At 71.2% G+C, this 22836-nt stretch carries 19 protein-coding genes; 8 read left to right on the top strand and 11 right to left on the bottom strand.

Going from position 1 to position 22836, the window contains the following annotated elements; translation table 11 throughout:
• Positions 1-433 precede the first annotated feature (433 nt).
• Positions 434-1255 (bottom strand): fumarylacetoacetate hydrolase family protein, encoded by an 822-nt coding sequence (locus tag ACIBQ6_RS31715; protein WP_397216314.1) that lies wholly within the window; start codon positions 1253-1255, stop codon positions 434-436.
• A 452-nt stretch (positions 1256-1707) separates the two neighbouring features.
• On the opposite strand from ACIBQ6_RS31715, the gene ACIBQ6_RS31710 reads away from it, so the two are divergent.
• Positions 1708-2460 carry an IclR family transcriptional regulator gene (locus tag ACIBQ6_RS31710; protein ID WP_358285159.1) on the top strand — a complete coding sequence of 251 codons (753 nt, stop codon included), beginning with the start codon at positions 1708-1710 and terminating at the stop codon, positions 2458-2460.
• 57 nt (positions 2461-2517) lie between these two features.
• On the opposite strand, the gene ACIBQ6_RS31705 is transcribed toward ACIBQ6_RS31710, so the two are convergent.
• From ACIBQ6_RS31705 to ACIBQ6_RS31670, 8 genes are all read right to left on the bottom strand, one after another.
• Positions 2518-3057 carry a hypothetical protein gene (locus tag ACIBQ6_RS31705; protein ID WP_397216312.1) on the bottom strand — a complete coding sequence of 180 codons (540 nt, stop codon included), beginning with the start codon at positions 3055-3057 and terminating at the stop codon, positions 2518-2520.
• The gene (locus tag ACIBQ6_RS31700; RefSeq protein ID WP_397216310.1) at positions 3054-5108 is read right to left on the bottom strand and encodes a hypothetical protein; all 2055 of its coding nucleotides are present in this window, start codon (positions 5106-5108) and stop codon (positions 3054-3056) included. Before ACIBQ6_RS31700 ends, ACIBQ6_RS31705 begins: the two co-directional genes overlap by 4 nt.
• Positions 5109-5116: 8 nt before the next feature.
• A complete protein-coding gene (locus ACIBQ6_RS31695; protein WP_358285167.1) occupies positions 5117-5353 on the bottom strand; it encodes a hypothetical protein in 237 nt (78 codons plus the stop codon).
• A 470-nt stretch (positions 5354-5823) separates the two neighbouring features.
• Entirely contained in the window at positions 5824-8049 is a 2226-nt protein-coding gene (locus ACIBQ6_RS31690) for a glycoside hydrolase family 3 C-terminal domain-containing protein (protein ID WP_397216308.1), read from the bottom strand.
• 11 nt (positions 8050-8060) lie between these two features.
• Positions 8061-8666: a TetR/AcrR family transcriptional regulator gene (locus ACIBQ6_RS31685; RefSeq protein ID WP_397216306.1), complete on the bottom strand. Its 606-nt coding sequence runs from the start codon at positions 8664-8666 to the stop codon at positions 8061-8063.
• 162 nt (positions 8667-8828) lie between these two features.
• On the bottom strand, positions 8829-9947 hold the full coding sequence (locus tag ACIBQ6_RS31680) for a magnesium and cobalt transport protein CorA (protein WP_358285175.1): 1119 nt from the start codon (positions 9945-9947) through the stop codon (positions 8829-8831).
• 29 nt (positions 9948-9976) lie between these two features.
• Positions 9977-10453 carry a nuclear transport factor 2 family protein gene (locus tag ACIBQ6_RS31675; protein ID WP_397216304.1) on the bottom strand — a complete coding sequence of 159 codons (477 nt, stop codon included), beginning with the start codon at positions 10451-10453 and terminating at the stop codon, positions 9977-9979.
• A 4-nt stretch (positions 10454-10457) separates the two neighbouring features.
• Positions 10458-11345: an amidohydrolase family protein gene (locus tag ACIBQ6_RS31670; protein WP_397216302.1), complete on the bottom strand. Its 888-nt coding sequence runs from the start codon at positions 11343-11345 to the stop codon at positions 10458-10460.
• Between the two features lie 34 nt (positions 11346-11379).
• Between ACIBQ6_RS31670 and ACIBQ6_RS31665 the strand changes: the two genes are divergently transcribed.
• Together ACIBQ6_RS31665 and ACIBQ6_RS31660 are read left to right on the top strand one after the other, a co-directional pair.
• On the top strand, positions 11380-12084 hold the full coding sequence (locus ACIBQ6_RS31665) for a M50 family metallopeptidase (protein ID WP_358285179.1): 705 nt from the start codon (positions 11380-11382) through the stop codon (positions 12082-12084).
• Between the two features lie 46 nt (positions 12085-12130).
• Positions 12131-13717, top strand: coding sequence for a protein kinase (locus tag ACIBQ6_RS31660; RefSeq protein WP_397216300.1), 1587 nt, complete (start codon positions 12131-12133; stop codon positions 13715-13717).
• Here ACIBQ6_RS31660 and ACIBQ6_RS31655 read toward each other — a convergent pair.
• Together ACIBQ6_RS31655 and ACIBQ6_RS31650 are read right to left on the bottom strand one after the other, a co-directional pair.
• Positions 13706-15841, bottom strand: coding sequence for a thiamine pyrophosphate-dependent enzyme (locus tag ACIBQ6_RS31655; protein ID WP_358285185.1), 2136 nt, complete (start codon positions 15839-15841; stop codon positions 13706-13708). The two genes, ACIBQ6_RS31660 and ACIBQ6_RS31655, sit on opposite strands and share 12 nt — an antisense overlap.
• A gap of 231 nt (positions 15842-16072) precedes the next feature.
• Positions 16073-16624: a TetR/AcrR family transcriptional regulator gene (locus ACIBQ6_RS31650; RefSeq protein ID WP_358285980.1), complete on the bottom strand. Its 552-nt coding sequence runs from the start codon at positions 16622-16624 to the stop codon at positions 16073-16075.
• Between the two features lie 109 nt (positions 16625-16733).
• Between ACIBQ6_RS31650 and ACIBQ6_RS31645 the strand changes: the two genes are divergently transcribed.
• From ACIBQ6_RS31645 to ACIBQ6_RS31625, 5 genes are all read left to right on the top strand, one after another.
• Positions 16734-18302 carry a carboxyl transferase domain-containing protein gene (locus ACIBQ6_RS31645; RefSeq protein WP_397216297.1) on the top strand — a complete coding sequence of 523 codons (1569 nt, stop codon included), beginning with the start codon at positions 16734-16736 and terminating at the stop codon, positions 18300-18302.
• Between the two features lie 2 nt (positions 18303-18304).
• Complete coding sequence (locus ACIBQ6_RS31640) at positions 18305-20254, top strand: acetyl/propionyl/methylcrotonyl-CoA carboxylase subunit alpha (RefSeq protein WP_397216295.1); 1950 nt, start codon at positions 18305-18307, stop codon at positions 20252-20254.
• Positions 20254-21159, top strand: coding sequence for a hydroxymethylglutaryl-CoA lyase (locus ACIBQ6_RS31635; RefSeq protein ID WP_358285191.1), 906 nt, complete (start codon positions 20254-20256; stop codon positions 21157-21159). The genes ACIBQ6_RS31640 and ACIBQ6_RS31635 overlap by 1 nt, the downstream gene beginning before the upstream one ends.
• Positions 21160-21161: 2 nt before the next feature.
• Positions 21162-22298 carry an acyl-CoA dehydrogenase family protein gene (locus tag ACIBQ6_RS31630; RefSeq protein ID WP_352357043.1) on the top strand — a complete coding sequence of 379 codons (1137 nt, stop codon included), beginning with the start codon at positions 21162-21164 and terminating at the stop codon, positions 22296-22298.
• Positions 22299-22378: 80 nt separating this feature from the next.
• On the top strand, positions 22379-22813 hold the full coding sequence (locus ACIBQ6_RS31625) for a GNAT family N-acetyltransferase (protein ID WP_352320284.1): 435 nt from the start codon (positions 22379-22381) through the stop codon (positions 22811-22813).
• Positions 22814-22836: the final 23 nt, after the last annotated feature.

Here is a 22836-nt window from a genome sequence, read left to right as displayed (position 1 = left end):
ACATCGCATCACCGCCCGCACACTCGTCTCCGGGGAAAGACCAGGCGGTCCTGCCCCACGTACCGACCTGGGACCGGCACCAGGGCTCACCGCCCCGACTGCCCCCGTCCACCGGTACCGCCACGACATCCGCAGGCGGGACGCCACCGCGCGCCTTGCCGGCCACCCCACTCGTCCGCCGGAACCCCCACTGCACCCGCCCACGGGGACCGCCCCTGCGTCCCGTCTCTCGGACCTCTGCCGAACCCTCGTGCAGTTCGGTAGAGGCCCACGACGGCCGCCGAGCCCCCACGCACCCCGGCAGCACCGAGAGACGGTCGAGGTCGGCTGCCCACATGTAACCGGCGAAGTAGGTCGTCGCGGCACCCAGCGAGACCAGGTCGGGCCGAGGCGGTCCGGGAAGTACGTCGCCCCGGCGTTCAGTGAGGCCGGGTCAGGCCAGGCGGCGAGCCGTGTTCACCAGCTCGCCGACCCCCGCGATCCGGGTGACGACCTTGCTCCCGTCCATCAGATATCGGGGCGGCTTCCGGGCATGGCCCACGCCCCCGGGCGTGCCGGTCGCGATGACGTCGCCCGGCCGCAACGTGAGAATCTGCGACAGGTACGCGATCAGCTCACCCGGCGGGAACACCAGGCCGGCCGTGTCCGCCTGCTGCACGACCTCTCCGTCCACCTCGCACTCCAGGGTCATCGCCCCGCTGATCTCGTCCGGCGTGACGAGGAAGGGCCCGAACGGCGTCGTCCCCTCGAACGTCTTGCCCTGCAACCACTGCGCCGTACGGTTCTGGTAGTCCCTGGCCGTCACGTCGTTGAGCACCGAGTATCCGGCGATGGCCGCCTCGGCCTCCTCGGGCGAGGCGTCGCGCACCTCCGCCCCGACGATCACGGCCAGCTCACCCTCCCAGTCCATGGCATCCGACACCGCGGGCAGCTCGATGTCGTCGTACGGCCCGATCAGCGCCTCGGCGAACTTCGCGAACACCGTCGGATACCGCGGCAACTCCCGTCCCATCTCCAGGATGTGATCGCGGTAGTTGAGCCCGACGCAGATGATCTTCCCCGGCACCGGGACCACGGGCGCCAGGTCGGCCGTGGACAGCGGATGCCGCGCCCCGTCCGCCGCGGCGGCCACCTCCCGCCAGCGCGGGTCGGCCAGCAACATCCCGACGTCGGGCGCCCCGACCTCAACGGCGTGCTCCCCGTCGATCCGGACGGCGGCCGTACGGCGCGGCAGTCGCAGCGTCGCGAGCTTCACTCGAGCTCCTCTCGATACTGGTGCAGGCCCTCAAGAGGGCGTGTCGGAAAACAGAACACTTCGAACCGGCCCGCGCGCCTGAACCAACCGCGCCCCCGGATGCAGCGGTGCTCAGGCAACAGCAGCCCCAGGGCACGGGATGCCCGCCCTGACGGCCGCGGTGACACCCGGCAGACCGTCCAGACCGGAGCGGGCCGGCACGACGGCCCGCCGCTCGCCACCCCCACCCACCGAACCCACCTCACCCGTCCGCTGGACCGCCCGTTGAACCGTCGGATGGAGCGTCTCCCATGCAGCCGCGCCCTGAACCCAGGACGTACGGGTATCAAGTCGCCGACCTGCGCCCAGAACAGGACAGATGCACGACAGCGACGTCCACGTACAACGTCTCATCGGGATTCATGCTGCCCAACGCTAGGGAGTAATTCCGCGTACTGCACTAGCGTTCTGCTGTGAAGAACAAGCCCGCGTACCCCCTGGGCTCGGTCGACAACGCGCTGCTTCTCCTCCACATGCTGCGTGATCAAGGACGTCTCAAGGTCACCGACGTCGCCAAGGAGCTCGGCATCGCCCGCTCGACCGCGCACCGCCTGCTGGCGATGCTGGTCTATCGCGACTTCGCCGTCCAGGACGAGCACCACACCTACCTGCCGGGCCCCTTCCTCGGCCCGGCGGCGGGCGACGGCGGCGGCTCGTCCCTGCGCGAGCTGCGCGCGCACGTCCGGCCCGCCATGGAGGCCCTGTGCGCCCGCGTCCGGGAGACCGTGAATCTCATGGTCAGAATGGGCACCGAAGTACGCTTCCTGGACAGCATCGAGTCCCCGCAGATCCTGTACGTCGGCGACCGCCGCGGCACGATCCTGCCCGCCCACCGCGCCTCCGGCGGCAAGGTCCTGCTGTCCTCGCTGCCCCGCGACCAGCTCGCCGACCTCTACCAGGACCTGCCCGAGCAGGAACGCGCGTCCCTGCTCCGCGAACTCGACGAGATCCGCCCCCGCGGCTACGCCCTCAACCTCGACGGCACGGAACAGGGCGTCTCGGCGATCGGAGCGGCGCTACGCAACGGCCGCGGCACCCCCGTGGGAGCCCTGTCCATCTCGATCCCCTCGGCCCGCTACACCCCCGACCGCCTCCCGTCCCTCCTGACCGACCTCCGCCAGTCCATAACCGAGGCCGAACCCCACCTCACCAACTTCCCCACCTGACCCGCCGGAGGCCCTGGGACAGCCGCCCACCTGCTCCGACCACCACAAAACAACCCACTATCGAGACGACGTGAGCAGCAGCGGCTTGAGCTGCCGAAAAAACTCCACCGCATCCGCCAACGAATCCCTCCCGGGCGCGCCTTCGATGATATTCACGGTAAGCAGCCGCTTGTAGTCAGACGTCCACCCGTAGACAAACGCAATGCTCTGATCCTGACCATTCTTCCGCCGAGCAGCGAAACCCGGCCCGAGACCACCGGGAAGATCGGTTCCATTGGTGGATCGCCTTGTGTTCTCCAGATCTTCCGCATCATCCGGCGAGGGATCGAACACTTCGATCAGCAGGCCTCGGTTGTGTTCCGCATCAGGTTTCTCGGTCACCGTGCATGACTCGAACTTGCGGCCCATATCCATCTTCGTGCCGAATGCGCGGTATTCGTGGAGGCCGGTCGCGACCATGATGGAGTTGGCGGAGATCAAGTCGCATTCGCGCGGAGCGGCGGTGACGTTTCCGAGCAATCTGGCATCCGGAGGCGGAACCGACGAGCATCCCACCAGAATGAGCGTGGTAAGGGCAAACGCTGGATTGACCTTCATGATCCACTTCCGGCGTGGTAATCCGTGGCGTTGTCGAAGCCAATCTCGATGGCCGCGTCCGGGCGGTCGAATACGCGGCCGGTCTCGTTGAGATGCAGCCACTCGTCGTAGGACTCCCGCTGATCCGCGTTCATCTCGTCCCAAGGTTTGATCTCTCCATTGACCAGGAAGTGCCCGGCAGCCCCCGGCGAGAAGTCCTTGTGACGGTACGGATGCGTCCTGGCCGGTATGGAACCGTCCCCGAACAAGCCGTGGCGCATCATGGTGGCCGCGGTCAGGTCCGAGAACATGTGCTTGGCGGCCCCCAGCGCATCGTCGGCGTTCATGCGGGCCTGTTCCTCCCGGCCGGGCTTGATCTTGCCGAAGAGCTCTCCCTTGGCCGTGTCGACCAGCAGTCCGATGAACTTGCTTGGAGGGCCGGGGGCAAGCCCGACGACCGCCTCCGTCATCTCCTTGAATACGGAGAAACGGGCGTCTTCCGCCTTAGCCTTCTCGATGCCGGAGAGGTTGGCCGCATCAGTGATCATCCAGGTCGTCACGCTGAGGCCGCGTGCCGCCCGGGCGAACTCCGCGCCTCCGCTCCGGCTCATCCGCTCCTCGAGGATGTCCTGCCGTGCTGCGTCCAGTTGCTGCCGCGTGGCGCCGGGGTGCGACTGGCGCCAGGCCGTGACATCGGCCTCGACCTCCGCTTCGATCTGGGCTGCCAGTTCGTCCAGCATCCGGGCGGCGTACAGGCCGTGCGCGGCGGTCACCTTCCGGAAGGCGTCGTCGTCCTCGAACCCCCAGGCCATGGCCTGCTTCATGTCCTTGGCGTTGAACTTGGCGCCGTAGGGGTCGCCGCCGAGGAGGTTCTTGTCCGCATTGGCGCTTGTCTCCACTCCGGGTCTCTTGTCGGTGAACGACTGGGCGTCGCGGTGTACGTCGCCGATGTACTGGCTGAGGATGGTGCCGAGGTGGGGGCGGGTGGAGGGGAGGTTGGTCTGGACCTTGGGGTCGCTCCAGAAGCGGACCGCCCAGGAGGCGATCAGGGCAGACTTGTAGCCGCGTGACCCGCCCGGTGGCAGGTCGTGGTCGCGGAATTCTGTGGTGGCGGCCTGGATGGCCCAGCCGAGGTCGGCGTCGGCGTCGCCCAGCCAGGGGTGGGTGCGCATCAGGTAGGCGAGGGGTTTGCGGGCGGGGTCGGTGAAGAAGTCCTGGGCCACGGCGGGGTGGTGGGCCAGGGCGATCAGGGCGGTGCCCATGGGGCTGAGGTCGCCGGGGGAGATGTCTCTGGGGCCGGGGAGCGTCCAGGGGTCTCGGGGGAGGGACAGGTCGGGGGGATGGGCGAGGTCCAGGTCGTGCAGTTTGCGGACCAGGGTGAGCAGGAAGGTGTGGTCGAAGTCGCCGTCCTGGAGGAGTCTCTTGACGGCGAACGCGTCCTGGGGGTGGTCGATGTCCTCGATCAGGCGGTCGGCGTAGTCGGCGGCCAGGCGCGTCCGGCCGACTCCGTGGGAGGCGGTGCCGAGCAGGGTGCTGAGCATGGTGAGGAGCCGGTCCTGGGTGGCCGTGTCGTAGAGGAGGGGGCGGTCGCCGGGCGGGAGATCGTAGGAGTATGCGCGGGCGATGAGCGATTTGAGTTCACGCGGCGGCATCAGGGTGAGAAAGGCCACGGCGAAGAACGGGTCGTTCTTGTGACGTTCGAGTTCGGCTACGGATTCTGCGTCGAGTGAATGGGATGCGATTTGCGCACGGAGTCGGGCGGCCAGTGCGGTGGCCGCGGCCGCGCCTTCGGAGGGGGATTTCGACAGCCATGGGGATTCGTCGGCCCAGAGGACGCCGTCTTCGCCGGGGCGCCGGTCTGGGGTGGCGAGGATGAGGTCGAGACGGCCCTGGAGTGTGGGGATCTGGTCGTGCAGCTGGCGGCCGATGGCCGACAGCTGGGCCGGCCCCCACAGGGCTACGCCGAGGGCGGTGAGGGCTCGTTCGACTTGGAGGCCGATGTCGGGAAGTGTGCTGCTTGCTCGCTTCATGCCGTTGATGAGCTGGGTCATCAGGGCGGGGTCGATGCCCACGGGAGGGGTCATGAGGCGGGCTCGGACGGGTGCAGCGTGTCGAGCAGCCTCAGGGCCCGGGTGAACAGGTCCTTGAAGCCGTGGTCCCAGGTGCGCAGGTCGGCGGCGAGCCTGTCGCCGGCGGGGCCCTTGAGCGCGCCGCCGTCCACCAGGCGGATCAGAGCGGTCAGGTCGTTGGCGTGTTCGTCGCGCAGTCGTTCGATGTGACGCCGGGCGGCGGTTATTTCGTGCTGCGTCGCCATCATCACCCGATTTCGTTGCGCTTTGGAGGCGGGGGAGGGGTGGTCGATGGAATATTAGCCCGCCGCGTCGGCGCCGGTGAAACGGAAAAGCAGTCCTCGCGTGATTCGGCTCTGGGCTGATGAATTGGGCGAAGGTTTGTGATGATAAAGAGACTAAATGCGTTATTTCGTTGTATTTGGTGAATGGGAGGGAGGGGGGAAGCCTTGGGGCGGTGTCAGGTGAGGGGAGATGAGCGCTGGGTGAGGGGGCTGGAGGTGGCGGCGGGTGGGGGCCGAAAGACTGGACTGGGGGGCGCGTGGAAGGGCTGGGTGGGGGGTGGTGAAGGGCGTTCTTCGGGGAGGAGGGGGCCGCCGCTCGTTCAGCCACCAGGCGGCGCGCGGTGCTGCTGGTGGGGCTAGGGAGATGGGGGTGCCGGGGAGGCGGGTCCTCCAGGAGGAACGGACGCACATGGGGTCCGCCAGGACGGGAAGACCTAACGATCATCTCCCGGAAGCTCGCTCCGAGCGGCGGCGACGAGGTCGGCGACGACGTCGGCCGTCAGCCCGATCCCGAACGTCCGGAACTTGATCAACGGGATGCCGAGCGCCAGCCCCACCAGAGGCGAATCTGTCCGGTCGAGGTCGGGCAGTCCCGGGGCCTGCCGGAGTCGTTCCCTCAGCACCCGGCCGCCCACCGGGTGCGCCAGCCACTCGCCCAGCGTCGACATCTCACTCAGCTCGCCCACATATCCGTCGCCGGGCGTGCTCAGCTCCGCGCGCAGCCGGATGTCCCGTGACGACGCGCCCACCTCGACGGTGAACGGCCCGGGGTCGATCCGCCAGCCGCCGCGCGTCGCCGACCACCACGCCAGGTCGCGCGGCCCGAGGGCGAGCCGTACGCGCTCGCTCGCCCCGGGGGCCAGGCCGACCTTGGCGAAGGCGCGCAGCCCGTGCCGCGGCCGCGAGGGGTGTTCGGCCTCGAAGGCGACGTAGAGCTGGGCCACCTCCTGGCCGTGGCGGTCGCCGGTGTTGGCGACGGTGAAGGCGACGTCCCAGGTGTGGGGGCCGGTCTCGCGCACGTCCAGGTCGGAGTACTCGAACCGGGTGTAGGTCAGCCCGTGGCCGAAGGGGTAGGCGACCTCGGTGCCCAGCGTGTCGTGGTGCCGGTAGCCGACGTAGCGGCCCTCGCCGTACACGACGTGGCCGTCTGAGCCGGGGAAGTGCAGGTGGGACGGTACGTCGGCGAGGCGCAGCGGGATCGTCTCGGTGAGCCGTCCGGACGGGCTGTGCGTGCCGAGCAGCAGGTCGGCCAGCGCCGCGCCGCCCGCCTGGCCGAGCAGCCAGCCCTCCAGGACGGCCGAGGCGAGGTGCCGCCACCCGGTCACCGACACGACCCCGCCGTTGGACAGCACGACGACCACCCGTGGGCACACCTCGGCCACCCGCCGCAGCAGCTCGACCTGGACGCCGGGCAGGTCGATCGACGTGCGGTCGAAGCCCTCGGACTCGGCGGCCTCGGGCAGGCCGAGGAACACCACCGCCACCTCGGCCGCCGCCGCGCTCTCCACCGCCTCCCGCGCCAGATCGTCGTCGGCCTCGCCGTCGAGCCGGTAGCCGGGGGCGAACGTCAGCCCCTCGACAGCCTGGCCGAGCGCGTCGAGCGCGGTGTCCAGGCGGGTGGGCACCACGTGCGAGCTGCCGTGCCCCTGGTAGCGCGGGGTGCGGGCGAGCTCGCCCAGCACGGCCACGCGCAGGCCGGGGGCCAGCGGCAGCACGCCGTCGTTCTTCAGCAGCACGGCGGAGGCGCGAGCGGCCTCGCGGGCCAGCTCGTGGTGCTCGTCGACGTCCCAGCCGTCGTGCCGCTCGCGGCCGGCGACGCGCTCGGCGAGCCCGGCGACGCGGCCCGCCGCCAGGTCGAGCACGGACTCGGGCAGGCGGCCCGAGCGCACCGCGTCCTCGATCAGGCCGTCGGTGCCGGTGGGCGGCATCTCCAGGTCCAGGCCCGCTTCGAGGGCCGCCACCCGGTCGTTGACCGCGCCCCAGTCCGACATCACCAGGCCGTCGAAGCCCCATTCGTCGCGCAGCAGGGTGGTCAGGAGCCAGCGGTGCTGGGAGGCGTACACGCCGTTGACGCGGTTGTAGGAGCACATGATCGCGTACGGGCGGGCCTCCCGGACGATGTGCTCGAAGGCGGGCAGGTAGATCTCGCGCAGCGTGCGCTCGTCGACGTCCGCGCTGATCCGCATGCGGTCGGTCTCCTGGTTGTTGACCGCGAAGTGCTTGACGCAGGCCCCGACGCCGCGGGACTGGACGCCGGTGACCAGCGCCGCCCCTATTACCCCGGTCAGGTACGGGTCCTCGGAGAAGTACTCGAAGTTGCGCCCGCACAGCGGCGACCGCTTGATGTTCACCCCCGGGCCCAGCACGACGTCCACCCCCAGCGCGGCGGCCTCCTTGGCCAGCGCCGCGCCCACCCGGCGGGCCAGCGCCGGGTCCCACGAGGAGCCGAGGGCCACGGCGGGCGGGAAGCACGTGGCGGGCTCGCTGCGGGTCAGCCCGAGCGCGTCGCCGGCGTCCGCGCGCTGGCGGCGGATGCCGTGCGGCCCGTCGGACAGCGTGATCGCGGGCACCGCGTCGCGGACGGCCGTGGTGTGCCAGGTGTCGCTCCCGGACGTGAGCGACGCCTTCTCTGCCGTGGTGAGGTCGGGGGGAAGAGCCATGGGACACCTCGTTATCTGGGCTGCAGTCCTAGTTGCTTGAGGAAGGTGATGACGGCGGCCCGCATGTCCACCTGGTCCGGGTCGAGCAGCCATTGCGTCTGCAGGCCGTCGACGAGCGCGATGAGCTGCTGGGCGACGGCGTCGGGATCGTGGTCGAGCGGCGGCGTGGCGCGTTCGAACAGGGCGCCGAGCAGCCACGCGGCCTGCCGGCGCAGCCTGCGGTAGCGCTGGACGAAGTAGTCGTGGGCGGGATGGCCGGGATCGGCGGCCTCGCCGGAGATCTTCACGTACAGCCCGACCAGGCCGGGCGTGCCCATGTTCCTGGCGACCTGCGCGACCGCGCGGTCGAGCAGCTCCTGCGGCGAGAGCCCGTCGTCGGGGCCGCCCATCAGCTCGTCGTCCACCTCGTCGCGGCGGCTGAGCACCTGGATGAGCAGGCTCTCCTTGCCGGGGAAGTGGTGCAGCAGCCCCGCGTGGGTCATGCCCGCGTGCGCGGCGATGTCGCGCAGCGACACCGCGTGGAAGCCCGAGCGGGAGAACAGCTCTGTGGCGGAGTCGAGGATGCGGGCGCGCGTGCGCTCGCCCTTGCGCCCTCGGCGTGGTGTCGGTTCGGTCACCGGCCGGCCCTTTCTGGCGGTCTGGGGGCACGCGGGCTGCGCAAACGTGCCGGGGTACGGCGAGATCGGCCGTCCACCGGCTCGCCCAAGAATCTACCACGTGGTTAGTTTCGCGGCCCACGCCCGCAGTGGACGCAGTGGACGCAGCGGACGCAGCGGACCCTAGAGCCAGTCGCGGCGCTTGAAGACCATGTAGAGCACCATGCACACCGCCGCCATCAGCAGGATCGCGAACGGGTAGCCGAACACCCAGTGGGTCTCGGGCATGAAGTCGAAGTTCATCCCGTAGATGGTGCCGACCAGCGTCGGGGCGAACAGGATGGCCGCCCACGCGGAGATCTTCTTGACCTCCTCGCCCTGCTGGATGCTGGCCTCGGTCATGCGGGCCATCTCCGCGTTCTGGGCCTGGGTCACCAGCGTCGAGTTGACCACCAGGATGTTCTGCAACATCTGGCGGAAGGCCGAGATGCGCTCGGTCACCGTGATCGCGTGGTCGGCGACGTCGCGCAGGTAGCTCTGCAGCTCGTCGTTGACGCCGTACTTGGCGGCGCCGGCGATGAAGCCGTGGATCATGCCCACCAGCGGCGCGGTGGCCCGCTGGAACTCGATCACCTCGCCGGACAGCTCGTAGACGCGCCGCGACACCGAGGGGTCGCCGCTGAAGACCTCGACCTCGATCTCCTCGATGTCCTTCTGCAGCCCGGCGACCACCGGCGCGTAGCCGTCGACCACGGCGTCGAGGATCGCGTACAGGACGGCCTGCGGGCCCTGGCGCAGCAGGTCGGGGTCGGACTCCATGCGCTTGCGCACCCCCTGCAGGTCGGGGGCCTCGGCGTGGCGCACGGTGATCACGAAGTTGGGGCCGACGAAGACGTGCAGCTCGCCGAAGGCCACCTCCTCCACGTCGTCGAGGTAGCGGGCGGCGCGCAGCACCACGAACAGCGTGTCGCCGTAACGGTCGGCCTTGGCCCGCTGGGAGCCGACGATCGCGTCCTCCAGCGCCAGCTCGTGCAGCTCGAACTCCTCGGCGAGCTTGACCAGCTCCCACTCCTTCGGACGGTAGAGGCCGATCCAGGCCATGCTGTCCGGCATCTGCTTGAGGCGTTCGAAGGCGTCGGCGAGCGAGCCGGGGTTGTCGACCCGCTCGCCGTTCTGGTAGACGGCGTTGTCGATCACGGTGGGCCGGTAGGGGTGCTCCTCGGTGGCGCGCGGGTCCATCGAGTGCTCCGGCGCCTCCTCGCGGTGGTCACCGCTGCGCCTGAACCCCTTCACCCTGGCCATGCACCCTCCGATCCGGTTGCCGTTGCTGACTACTGCGAGGACACCAGGCTGGCGAGCTCCTGGGTCGCCCGGTCCCTGATGGTCTTGCGCCACATCGGCGTCCAGCCGAACAGCAGACCCTGCGGCCTGCCGAGAGCCATTCTGGACCAGCGCCTGAAGTCGAACTCGTCGTGGTGGCGGACGATGAGGTCGTCCTCGAACCTGAACAGCGCGTCGATCTCGTTGACGACCGTGCGGCCGGTGGAGGAGAAGGTGTAGCTGGCCGTCCAGTGGGCCGAGCCGCTGAACTCGTCGGCCTGGACGTCGCGGTAGCCGGATCTCAGTCCGTCGCGCACGCCGAGCTGCAACCGCCACATCGCCATCACCCGGTCGCGGCCCTCGACCTCCTGGAAGATGGGGTCGCCGAAACTGATCTCGGGGTGGTAGCAGCGCTCCATGGCCGCGAAGTCCGCGCGGCCCAGAGCGTCGTAGAAGGCGCTGATGAGCGCCACGTGCCGATCGTTCACCTTGCTATCGAATCATGGCCGCACCATTGTCCCAGCACACCGCCCGCAGCCACTGCTCGCCGAGGTCCAGGCGGGCGAGTGCGTAGAGCTGGTGCGCGTAGGGGTGCGGGATCGTCGGGAAATCGCTGCCGAGCACCACCTTCCCCGAAAGCCCGAGATCACGCAGAACCGGGCGCAATCGGCTGGGAAACGGCATGCCGCGCTCGGAGAAGTCGGTGAAGGCCATGGTGGTGTCCAGGGCGACCCGCTCATGGCGGACGGCCAGCTCGAAGAACGGCTCGTACTCGGGCATGCCCAGATGCGCGATCACCGCCCGCAGCCGCGGATGGGCGGCCAGCACCGCGCCGATCGGCCCCGGCCCCACGTGGCCGCCGGGCACGGGCACCGAGCTGGCGTGCACGACGACGGGCACGCCCGACTCCGCCAGCAGCCCCCAGACCTCGTCCAGCTCGGGCGCGGCCGGGTCGAAGCCGCCGACCTGGAGGTGCACCTTGAAGATCTGGACGCCGTCCGCCAGCGCCGCGCGCACGTAGTCCGCGACGCCGGGCTCGGGGTAGAACGTCGCCGACGGCAGGCAGTCGGGGTTGCGGCGGGCGAAGTCGAGCGTCCAGGCGTTGAGGTCGCGCGCCATGTCCGGCCGGTGCGCGTACGCGAGGGCGGGGAAGCACCGTACGCCCATCTCACGCAGCCTCGTCAGCCGCTCCTCGACCGGGCGTTCGTACTCGATCTTCCAGCCGGCGCCCATCAAGGGGCCGCCGTGGTTGAAGTGATGCCAGACCCGGCGTTCCATTCGTTCGGGCAGGAAATGCACATGCAGGTCGATCAGGCCCGGCAGCCCGAGGTCGCGCCACCACGCCGGAACGTCCGCGTCAGAATGTAGTTCTGCGGCCACAGCCGGGACTTTACCCGGCTAGTGTTTCTCCTCGATGGACATGCTCTGGGCCCACCTGATCAAGGTTCAGCCTGACCCCGACCCCTGGGTCGTGCTGGTCTCGGCTCTGGCCGCGCTCGCGGTCGTCGCGTTCCGCACCCCCTGGCAGGTGTCCAGGGGCCTGATCACGATCGCCCACGAGGGCGGTCACGCGGTCATGGCGCTGCTCACCCGGCGCAAGCTGGAAGGCATCCGGCTCCACTCCGACACCTCCGGCGTCACGCTGACCAGGGGCCGCCCCAACGGTCCCGGCATGGTGCTGACCGCGCTCGCCGGCTACCTGGCCCCCTCGCTGCTGGGGCTGGCCGCCGCCTGGCTCACCGAGCAGGGCCGCATCACGCTGCTGATCTGGAGCGTGCTGCTCTTCCTGGTGTGCATGCTGCTGCTGATCCGCAACCTCTACGGCGCGCTGATCCTGCTGGTCACCGGCGGCGCGGTGTTCGCCTTGTCCATGTACGCCCCCGCCCAGGTCCAGCAGATCGTGGCCATGGTCGCGACGTGGTTCCTGCTGTTCGGCGGCGTCCGGCCGATCGTCGAGCTGCAGCGCAAGCGGCGCAGGCGGCAGGCCAGAGACTCCGACGCCGACCAGCTCGCCCGGCTGACGTTCCTGCCCGGCGGCTTCTACGTCTTCTTCTTCCTGGTCGTGGCCGCCGTGTCGGTGGTGTTCGGCGCGTACTTGATGAACCCGTTGACCCCCTGAAAGCCGAAATTTCACATTAAACTCACCGGCAACAGGGGGGAGTGCCGTGTTGCCAGCCGAGGACGCGCCCGGCTACCGGGTGCTCGATCAGGCGGGCCAGGGCGGTTTCGCCGTCGTCTACCGCGCCTATCAGGAGCGCCTCGACCGGATCGTGGCGCTGAAGGTCCTGTCGGTCGACCGGGTCGACCAGCGCACCATGCGCCACTTCCAGCGCGAGCTCCGGCTCACCGGCCGCCTGACCGGTCATCCCAACGTCGTGACCGTCTTCGACACCGGCGTGACCCGCTCGGGCAAGCCGTACATCGCGATGGACTTCTTCGAGAACGGCTCGCTGCGCGACAAGGTCCGCAAGGAGGGGCCGCTCGGGGTTCCCGACGTGCTGCGCGCGGGCGTCAAGCTGGCCGGCGCGCTGGCCGCCGTGCACGAGGCCGGGGTGCTGCACGGCGACATCAAGCCGCAGAACATCCTCATCTCCCGCTACGGCGAGCCCGCCATCGCCGACTTCGGCGTGGCCAGGGTGGTGGACAACGCGGAGATCTCGGCCACCTCCCAGGCGTTCACCCCGCTGCACGCCGCCCCGGAGGTGCTCACCGGGCAGCCGCACTCGGTCTCCGGTGACATCTACTCCCTGGGCTCCACGCTCTACCATCTGCTGGCCGGGCAGCCCGCCTTCCACAACCCGGCCGACCCGTCGATCGCGCCGCTGATGTACCGGGTGCTGAGCCTCGACCCGCCGCCGATCAACCGGCCGGACGTGCCGCCGGCGGTGTTCGGGACGATCCTGCACGCGATGTCCAAACAGCCCGAGCTGCGGCCCGGGTCGGCCAGGGAGCTGGCGCGGCGGTTGCAGGAGGTGCAGGCCGAGCTGGGGTTGTCGGTGACCGACCTGGTGGGCCAGGATCCGGGGCCGGGGCCGGCGACGTCCACCGTCCCGCGCCGCCCGCGCGGCGGCCCGCAGCCTCCGCCGCACCCCGGCGACTCCTCCCTCCCCGCCACCGGCAGCCGGCTCCCCCACCCTCACCCCCAAGCCCCCGCCCCGCATCAGCCGGGCCTGGCGGGGAACGCGGGCGTGGCGAGGCGGGACGCCCCCACGGCGGGGCACATGGGCGGGGCCCGGCGGGAGGCCGTCACGACGCCGCCCGCCGGGGCCGGAAGCCTCGGGAGGCGTCTGCTGATCGGGGGCTCGGTCGCGGCCGTCGCGATCGGCGGCACCGGCCTGGCCGTCTACCTGTCGCTGCGCCCGCCCGCCGCGGGCCCCGCCGAGCGCCGCCCCGAGGCCGCGACCCCCGCGGCGACCGCCACCACCCCGCCGCCGATCAGCAAGCGGGACGTCGCCGCGCTCGCCCCCCGCAGGCTCAAGGTCACCGCCGACCGCGGCGCCCTGGTGGAGCTGAGCTGGGCGCTCCCGGCCGACGCCCGCCGCTACCCGGTCGTCCTGCAACGCTCGCGGGCGGGCGGGGGCGAGGTGACCGTCGTCGCCCTCGGCACGGGCGCCACCAGCGGCCGCGTCGCCGGGCTCGACCCGGACACCGGCTACTGCTTCCTGGTGGGGGTGCCGCTGCGCATCTCGGCGGCCACCACGGTCGCCTGGTCGAAGCCGGCCTGCGTCAGAGGGGCGCGCTCAGCCCAGTAGCTTGCGCGCCGCCTGCTCGATCTCCTCCTCCGACAGCAGCACGTGGTTGGCCGCGTCGCCCAGCGGGATGAAGCTGTCGGCCGAGGTCACCCGGGCCACCTGCCCCGTGAACCCGGCGTCGATCAGCTCGGCCGTCACGCCCTCGGACACGCCGCCGGAGTGGCGGGTCTCGTCGGCGATCAGCACCTTGCCGGTCAGCTCGGCCGCCCGCAGCAGGTCGTCCACCGGCAGGGGGGCCAGCCAGCGCAGGTCGAGGACGCGGCAGCCGTAGCCCTCCTGGGTGAGCCGGACGGCGGCGCGCAGGCTCATCCGCAGCCCGTTGCCGAACGTCACGATCGTCAGGTCACGGCCCTCGCCGTACGAGCGGGCCCGGCCGACGGGCACGTGCGTCTCGCGCCAGCGCCCCGGCGGCGTGTACGGCGCCAGCCAGCCGCCGTCGCCCTCCTCGAACAGGTCACGCGTGTGGTAGAGCGCGATCGGCTCCAGGAACACGCAGACCGACCCGGCCGTACGGGCGGCGGCCAGGCAGGTGCGCAACATGGCGGCGGCGTCGTCGGGACGCGCGGGCGAGGCGAGGACCAGGCCCGGGATGTCGCGCAGCGCGGCCACCGCGTTGTCGTTGTGGAAGTGGCCGCCGAAGCCCTTCTGGTAGGCGTAGCCGGCGACGCGGACGACCATGCCGTTGGTGTAGGCGCCGCGCGAGAAGAACGACAGGGTGGCGCCCTCGCCGCGGATCTGGTCGAGCGCGTTGTGCAGGTAGGCCAGGTATTGGATCTCCGGCACCGGGAGCTGGTTGGACACCGCCGAGCCGAGCGCGAGGCCGAGGATGGCCTGCTCGTCGAGGAGCGTGTCGAACACCCGCGAGCCGCCGAACCGCTTCTGCAGCCCCCGGGTGACGCCGTAGACGCCGCCCTTCCTGGCGACGTCCTCGCCGAAGACCGTCATCTCGGGGTAGACCACCAGCGCGTCGGCGAGCGTGCGGTTGATGGTCTGCGACAAGGTCAGCGGCTTCTCCGTCTCGGGCAGCGTGCCGGCGAACGCCTTCTCCCTGACCGGGCCCTCGGCCGCGGTCGGGCTGATGTTGGCGATCAGGTCGGGACGGCGCGGCGCGATCGGCTCCATGACCTCCGCGGCCGAGCCGAGCCGCGGGGCGCGGGTGGTCTCCAGGGCGATGCGCAGGATGTGCTCGCGCGCCGACTCGTACGTCTTGAGCAGGTCCTCCGGCGTCTCCAGGCCGGCCTCCACCAGCAGCCGCGCGGTGCGGACGAGCGGGTCGCGCTCCATGTCGGCCCGCAGCTCCCGCTGGGTGCGGTAGGCCGACTCGACGTCGGACCCGGCGTGCCCCATCAGCCGCACGGTGGACAGGTGCAGGAACGCGGGTGAGCGGTTGGCGCGGACGTGCTGGACGGCGAGCGTGGCGGCGTCGTAGGCGTCGGCCAGGTCGCAGCCGTCGGCGGCGAAGTAGGCGATGCCCGGCCGCCGCGCCGCCGCCTCCACCCAGCCCTTGGGGGTGCGGACGCTGATGCCGATGCCGTTGTCCTCGCACACGAACAGGATGGGCAGCGGCTGCCCCTGGAAGGTGGCGTAGGAGGCGGTGTTGAGCCCGGTCAGGGCGCTGGCGTGGTTGATCGAGGCGTCGCCGAAGCTGCACACGGCGATGGCGTCGGGCGGCCAGGCCGACCGGTCGCCGAGGGCGGCGGCCCGTTCGATGGCGAAGGCCACGCCCACGGCGCGCGGCAGATGGCTGGCGATCGTCGAGGTCTGCGGGATGACGGCCAGGTGGGGGTGGCCGAAGACCTTGTGCCGGCCGCCCGCGATCGGCTCGTCGGCCGCCGCGGTGAGGCCCATCAGCACGTCGCGAAGGCCCTGCTCGGGCAGCCGGCCGGCCTGCTCGGACCTGGTCAGGTAGAAGGCGCCGGACCGGTAGTGGAGCAGCGCCGGGTCGCTCGCCCTGGCCGCGGCGGCGACCGCCGCGTTGCCCTCGTGGCCGGCCGACCCGATCGTGTAGAAGCCCTCGTTCTGCTCGCGGAGCCAGCGGGCGGCGATGTCGAGCAGGCGGCTGTCGAGCTGGCGCTGGAACAGGGTCCGGCACCGGTCGCCGGTGAGCGACGTGCCCTCGCGCACCGGGCCGCCGGGATCTCGGGCGGGGCCTGACTTCAGCGCCTCAACGGATTGGATGAAATGTGTCTCAACAGTGTCGCGCGCCACACCCTGATTATGTCCGTCATCGCCGTCGCCGTCTGCCGGAGTGCATGACAGATTGTGGTCCGGTCCGTTTAACCCTGATCCAGGACCGTTTGCAGATATCTACGGCGTTTCGGGGGTTTTCGTACCGTGTGAATCGCCGTCGGTCAGTTAGTGATTGTTAACGCTGGCCTCGATCGCGGCGCGGGCCATCGTGTGCAGCAGGGGGCGCATGTCGTGCGGGGGCAGCTCGCCCGCGCTGTGGGGCGTCGAGTTGAGCAGGCCGAAGACCGCGTGCGTGGCCGCGCGCAGCCGGGCCGGCGGGCACGCCGGGTGCAGCTCGGCCAGCACGGTCACCCACTCCTCGACGTAGAGGCGCTGCAGCCGCCTGATCCTGCGCCGCTCCGGCTCGGGCACGTTGCCCAGCTCGCGGTCGTGCACGGTGATCAGCGCCGGCTGGTCGAGCGCGAACGTGATCTGCACGTTGAGCAGCGCGTCGAGCGTCTCGGCCGGGCCGTCCGAGGAGGTCGCCACCGCCACCGCCGACTCCCGAAGCCGCGAGCTGACGTCGAGCAGCATCTCGGCGAGCAGCGCCTCCTTGCCGCTGAAGTGCCGGTAGAGCGCGGGACCCGAGACGCCGACCGCGCCCCCGATGTCCTCGATGGAGACCCCGTGGAAACCGCGGGCGGCGAACAGCCGGGCGGCCGCGGCGAGGATCTCCATGCGCCTTCTGCCGCGCTCGCGGGTAGGTGGGGAGGCAGTGGTCACGTCTCACATGCTAGACGATTACGTTAATGATGACTAACATCTCGGCCATGACGAGAGGGGACTCATGAGCGACTGGCCGGTGCTGAAGTCGGCCGTGGAGCCCGGGAGCGAGGCGTACAAACGCAACGCCGAGCTCAACGAGCGGCTGGCCGCCGAGCTGCTCGAACGGCTGGCCGCGGCGGCGCTCGGCGGTCCCGAGCGGTCGCGGCAGCGCCACGTCGAGCGGGGCAAGCTGCTGCCGCGCGACCGCGTCGACGGGCTGCTCGACCCGGGTTCCCGCTTCCTGGAGCTGTCGCCGCTGGCGGCCGGCGGCCTCTACGACGACCAGGCGCCCGCCGCCGGGATCATCACCGGCGTCGGCAGGGTTGCCGGGCGCGAGTGCGTGGTCGTGGCCAACGACGCGACCGTCAAGGGCGGCACGTACTACCCGATGACCGTCAAGAAGCACCTGCGCGCGCAGGAGGTGGCCCTGCACAACCACCTGCCCTGCGTCTACCTGGTCGACTCCGGCGGCGCGTTCCTGCCCAAGCAGGACGAGGTCTTCCCCGACCGGGAGCACTTCGGGCGCATCTTCTACAACCAGGCCACCATGTCGGCCCGCGGCATCCCGCAGATCGCCGCCGTGCTCGGCTCGTGCACCGCCGGCGGCGCGTACGTGCCGGCCATGAGCGACGAGGCGGTCATCGTCCGCGGCCAGGGCACGATCTTCCTGGGCGGTCCGCCCCTGGTGAAGGCGGCCACCGGCGAGGAGGTCACGGCCGAGGAGCTGGGCGGCGGCGACCTGCACTCCCGGGTCAGCGGCGTCACCGACCACCTGGCCGAGGACGACGCCCACGCCCTGGCCATCGTCCGCGACATCGTCTCGACGCTGGCCCCCCGGGCCCCCCGTCCCTGGGACACGGTCGAGCCCGAGGAGCCGCGGCACGACCCGCGCGACCTCTACGGCCTCGTCCCCGCCGACACCCGCCAGCCCTACGACGTGCGCGAGGTCATCGCCCGCCTGGTGGACGGCTCCTGCTTCCTGGAGTTCAAGGCCGAGTACGGCTCCACCCTCGTCACCGGCTTCGCCCACCTGCACGGTCACCCGGTGGGCATCGTGGCCAACAACGGCATCCTGTTCAGCGAGTCGGCGATGAAGGGCGCGCACTTCATCGAGCTGTGCGACCAGCGCCGCATCCCGCTGGTGTTCCTGCAGAACATCAGCGGGTTCATGGTCGGCAAGGCGTACGAGGCGGGCGGCATCGCCAAGCACGGCGCCAAGATGGTCACGGCCGTGTCGTGCGCGCGGGTGCCCAAGTTCACGGTGGTGATCGGCGGCTCGTTCGGGGCGGGCAACTACGCCATGGCCGGACGGGCGTACTCGCCCAGGTTCCTGTGGATGTGGCCCAACGCCCGCATCTCCGTCATGGGCGGCGAGCAGGCGGCGAACGTGCTGACCACGGTCGGCAACGCCGACCCCGACGCCATCCGCGCCCAGTACGAGCACCAGGGCAACCCCTACTACTCCACCGCCCGGCTCTGGGACGACGGCGTGATCGACCCGCTCGACACCCGCACCGTCCTCGGGCTGGCCCTGTCCGCGGCGGCCAACGCGCCGCTCGAACCCGCCGGCTACGGCGTCTTCCGGATGTGATCATGTTCTTCGACCGTGTTCTCATCGCCAACCGGGGCGAGATCGCCGTCCGGGTCGTCCGGACGCTGCGCGCGCTCGGCATCGAGTCGGTGGCGGTGTTCACGCCGCCGGACGCGGGCGCCAGGCACGCCCGCGAAGCAGACATCGCCCTCGAAGTCTCGAAATATCTGGACATCGAGGCGATTGTCGAGGCGGCGCTCGCCGCCGGCGCGCAGGCCGTGCATCCCGGCTACGGCTTCCTGGCCGAGAACGCCGCGTTCGCGCGGCGCTGCGCCGAGGCCGGGCTCGTCTTCGTCGGCCCGTCCCCCGAGGCCATCGACGCCATGGGCGACAAGATCCGCGCCAAGGCCACCGTGTCGGCGGCCGGGGTGCCGGTCGTCCCCGGCGGGGCCGAGCCGGGCGACGACCTGGCGCAGTGGGCCGACTTCCCGGCGCTGATCAAGCCGTCCGCGGGCGGCGGCGGCAAGGGCATGGTGCTGGTGCGCTCGGCCGCCGAGCTGCCCGACGCGCTGGAGTCGGCCCGCCGTACGGCGCGGGCGGCGTTCGGCGACGGCACCCTGCTCATCGAGCGCTACGTCGAGAACCCCCGGCACATCGAGATCCAGGTCATGGCCGACGCCCACGGCAACGTCGTGCACCTGGGCGAGCGCGAGTGCAGCCTGCAACGCCGGCACCAGAAGATCATCGAGGAGGCGCCGTCGCCCTTCGTGACCCCCGGCATGCGCGCCGACATGGGCGCCGCGGCCGTCGAGGCCGCCCGCTCGGTCGGGTACGTCGGCGCGGGCACGGTCGAGTTCATCGTCGACGGCACCACCGGCTCCTACCACTTCATGGAGATGAACACCCGGCTCCAGGTCGAGCACCCGGTCACCGAGCTGGTCACCGGCCTGGACCTGGTGGAGCTGCAACTGCGCGTCGCGGCCGGCGAGCCGCTGCCGTTCGGCCAGGAGCAGGTGCGGCTCGACGGCCACGCGGTCGAGGCGCGCGTCTACGCCGAGGACCCGGCGCGCGGCTTCCTGCCCAGCGGCGGGCGCGTGCTGGCCCTGCGCGAGCCCGGCGACGACGGGCCGGGCCGGGTGCGGGTCGACTCCGGCCTGGCCGAGGGCGGGGTCGTCGGCAGCGACTACGACCCCATGCTGTCCAAGGTGATCGCCTGGGCGCCGGACCGAGAGGCGGCGCTCAGAGCGCTCGACCGGGCGCTGGCCCGCACCGCGGTGCTGGGCGTGGTCACCAACGTGCCGTTCCTGCGCGGGCTCGCCCGCCACCCCGCGGTCGTGGCGGGCGAGCTCGACACCGGCCTGGTCGAACGGGTGCTGCCCGGGCTGCTGCCGGAGTCCGGCGTGCCGCGCGAGGTTGCCGCGGCCGCGGCGCTGATCTTCCACACGCTGCCGCAGGGCCCCGACCCCTGGCAGGTCACCGACGGCTGGCGGGTCGGCGCGCCCGCCTGGACGACCTGGCGGCTGGAGTCGCGCGACGGCGTGCACGCGGTGCCCGTCCGCGGCCTGCCCGGCCGGTCGGCCGAGGTGCTGCTCGACGGAGCGGCGGTGCCCGCCCGGATCACGACCGACGGCGGCGCGGCGGCCGTCACGCTCGGCGGCCGGACCGCCCGCTACCTGACCGCCCGTCACGGCGACACGCTCTGGCTCGGCAAGGACGGCGAGTCGTGGGCGTTCACCCGCCACCTCATCGGCGACCCGGGCGACCGGCCCGGCGCCGCGGGGGCGGCCGACGGCGTGGTGCGCAGCCCCATGCCCGGCACCGTCCTGCTGGTCAAGGTGCAGCCCGGCGACCGGGTGAGCGAGGGGCAGCCGCTGGTCGTCGTCGAGGCCATGAAGATGGAGCACACGGTCACCGCCCCCTGTGACGGCGTGGTCGCCGAGCTGCCCGTCCAGCCGGGCAGGCCGGTCGACATGGACGCCGTGCTGGCCGTGGTCACCGGTGAGGAGGCGTGATGCCGTACCGCATGCGAGGGCTTCCCGAGCGGGTCACGGTCTACGAGGTGGGCCCGCGCGACGGCCTGCAGAACGAGTCGGCGATCGTGCCGGTCGAGGTGAAGGCCGAGTTCGTCGACCGGCTGGCCGACGCCGGCCACCAGGTGATCGAGGCGACCAGCTTCGTGCATCCCAAGTGGGTGCCGCAGCTGGCCGACGCCGGTGAGCTGCTCGGCCGCCTCGACCGCAGGCCCGGCGTGCGCTACCCGGTGCTGGTGCCCAACGAGCGCGGGCTCGACCGCGCGCTGGAGCTGGGCGTCACCGAGATCGCGATCTTCGCCAGCGCCACCGAGACGTTCGCCGCCAAGAACCTCAACCGCACGCTGGAGAGCCAGTTCGACATGTTCGAGCCGGTCGTGGCCAGGGCGCTGGAGCACGGGCTGCGGGTGCGCGCGTACGTGTCGATGTGCTTCGGCGACCCCTGGGAGGGGCCCACGCCGGTCGGGCAGGTCGTCGCGGTCGGCGAGCGGCTGCTCGGGCTCGGCTGCTACGAGCTGTCGCTCGGCGACACGATCGGCGTCGGCACGCCTGGCCACGTCACTGAGCTGATCGGCGCGTTCGGCGGCCCCGAGCGGCTCGCCGTGCACTTCCACGACACCTACGGGCAGGCGCTCGGCAACACGCTCGCCGCCCTGCAGGCGGGCGTGACCACCGTCGACGCCTCCACCGGCGGCATCGGCGGCTGCCCGTACGCCGAGTCCGCCACCGGCAACCTGGCCACCGAAGACCTCGTGTGGATGTTGTCGGGGCTCGGCATCGAGACCGGGCTCGACCTGGACAAACTCGTGTCCACCAGCACCTGGCTGGCCGAGCGGCTGGGCCGGCCCAGCCCCTCGCGCGTCGTCCAGGCCCTCGCGAAAGGCTGATCATGCTGAACGACGAATACCAAGAGTTGCGCAAGACCGTCGAGGCGTTCGCCCGTGACGTGGTGGCCCCCGTGATCGGCGACTACTACGAGCGCGAGGAGTTCCCCTACGACATCGTGCGCAAGATGGCCGACATGGGGCTGTTCGGCCTGCCGTTCCCGGAGGAGTACGGCGGCATGGGCGGCGACTACTTCGCGCTGTGCCTGGCCCTGGAGGAGCTGGCCCGCGCCGACTCCAGCGTGGCGATCACCCTGGAGGCCGCGGTCTCGCTGGGCGCGATGCCGATCTACCGGTTCGGCACCGACGAGCAGCGCCAGGAGTGGCTGCCCCGGCTGGCCTCCGGCGAGATGCTGGGCGCGTTCGGGCTGACCGAGCCTGGCGGCGGCTCCGACGTGCCGGGCGGCATGCGGACGACCGCCGTGCTCGACGGCGGCGAATGGGTGATCAACGGGACGAAGGCGTTCATCACCAACTCCGGCACCGACATCACCGGCGTGATCGGCGTGGCCGCGCTCACCGGCGAGCGGGAGATCTCCACGATCCTGGTGCCGAGCGGCACGCCGGGGTTCACGGTCTCCAAGAAGTACTCCAAGGTCGGCTGGAACGCCTCCGACACCCGCGAGCTGTCCTTCTCCGACTGCCGGGTGCCCGCCGCCAACCTGCTCGGCGAGCGCGGACGCGGCTACGCGCAGTTCCTGCAGACCCTCGACGAGGGCCGCATCGCCATCGCCGCCCTCAGCGTGGGCCTGGCCCAGGGCTGCGTGGACGAATGCCTCAAGTACGTCAGGGACCGCAAGGCGTTCGGCCACCCGATCGGCCACTACCAGGCCATCCAGTTCAAGATCGCCGACATGGAGGTGCGCGCCCACACCGCCCGGCTGGCCTACTACCACGCGGCCGAGAAGATGCTGGCCGGGGTGCCGTTCAAGAAGGAGGCGGCGATCGCCAAGCTGGTGTCCTCGAACGCGGCCATGGACAACTCCCGCGACGCCACCCAGGTGTTCGGCGGGTACGGCTTCATGAACGAGTTCCCGGTCGGCCGCTTCTACCGCGACGCCAAGATCCTGGAGATCGGCGAGGGCACCAGCGAGGTGCAGCGCATGCTCATCGCCCGCCAGCTCGGCCTCGGCGACCTCTGACCGGAGGCCGTACCGGACGTCACGGCACACTCCCGTGGCACGATGGACGAAAGGGCACAGAGGTTCTAGTGTCGTACCTCATGACGGCGGACGATCTTCTCATCAGGAGGGCGGAGAAGGCGGACGCGGACGAGGTGTTCGCGTTGGCGCGCGAGTTCGGGCTGACCTTCAGGCCGGAGCGCGCGGCCTTCGACGCCGCGCTCCCGCAGCTCCTGCGCAACGAGGACGCCCTGCTGCTCACGGCCGTGGTGGGCGGGCGCGTCCACGGGTACCTGCTGGGGTTCGTGCACCTGACGCTGTTCGCCAACGGGCCGGTCGCCTGGGTCGAGGAGGCGATGGTCCAGTCGGGCTCGCGCCGGCAGGGCATCGGCCGCCGGCTGCTGGAGGAGTTCGAGGCGTGGGCCCGTACCCGTCAGGCCGGGTACGTGGCGATGGCCACCCGGCGGGCGCCGGAGTTCTACCACGCCCTGGGCTACGAGGCGTCGGCCACCTTCTTCCGCAAGGTTTTGCGCTGACAGACGACGGCCCGGAGTTTCGG

Source organism: Nonomuraea sp. NPDC049655 (assembly GCF_044465465.1).
Classification (GTDB): Bacteria; Actinomycetota; Actinomycetes; order Streptosporangiales; family Streptosporangiaceae; genus Nonomuraea.
This window is presented reverse-complemented; position numbering and strand designations above follow the sequence as displayed.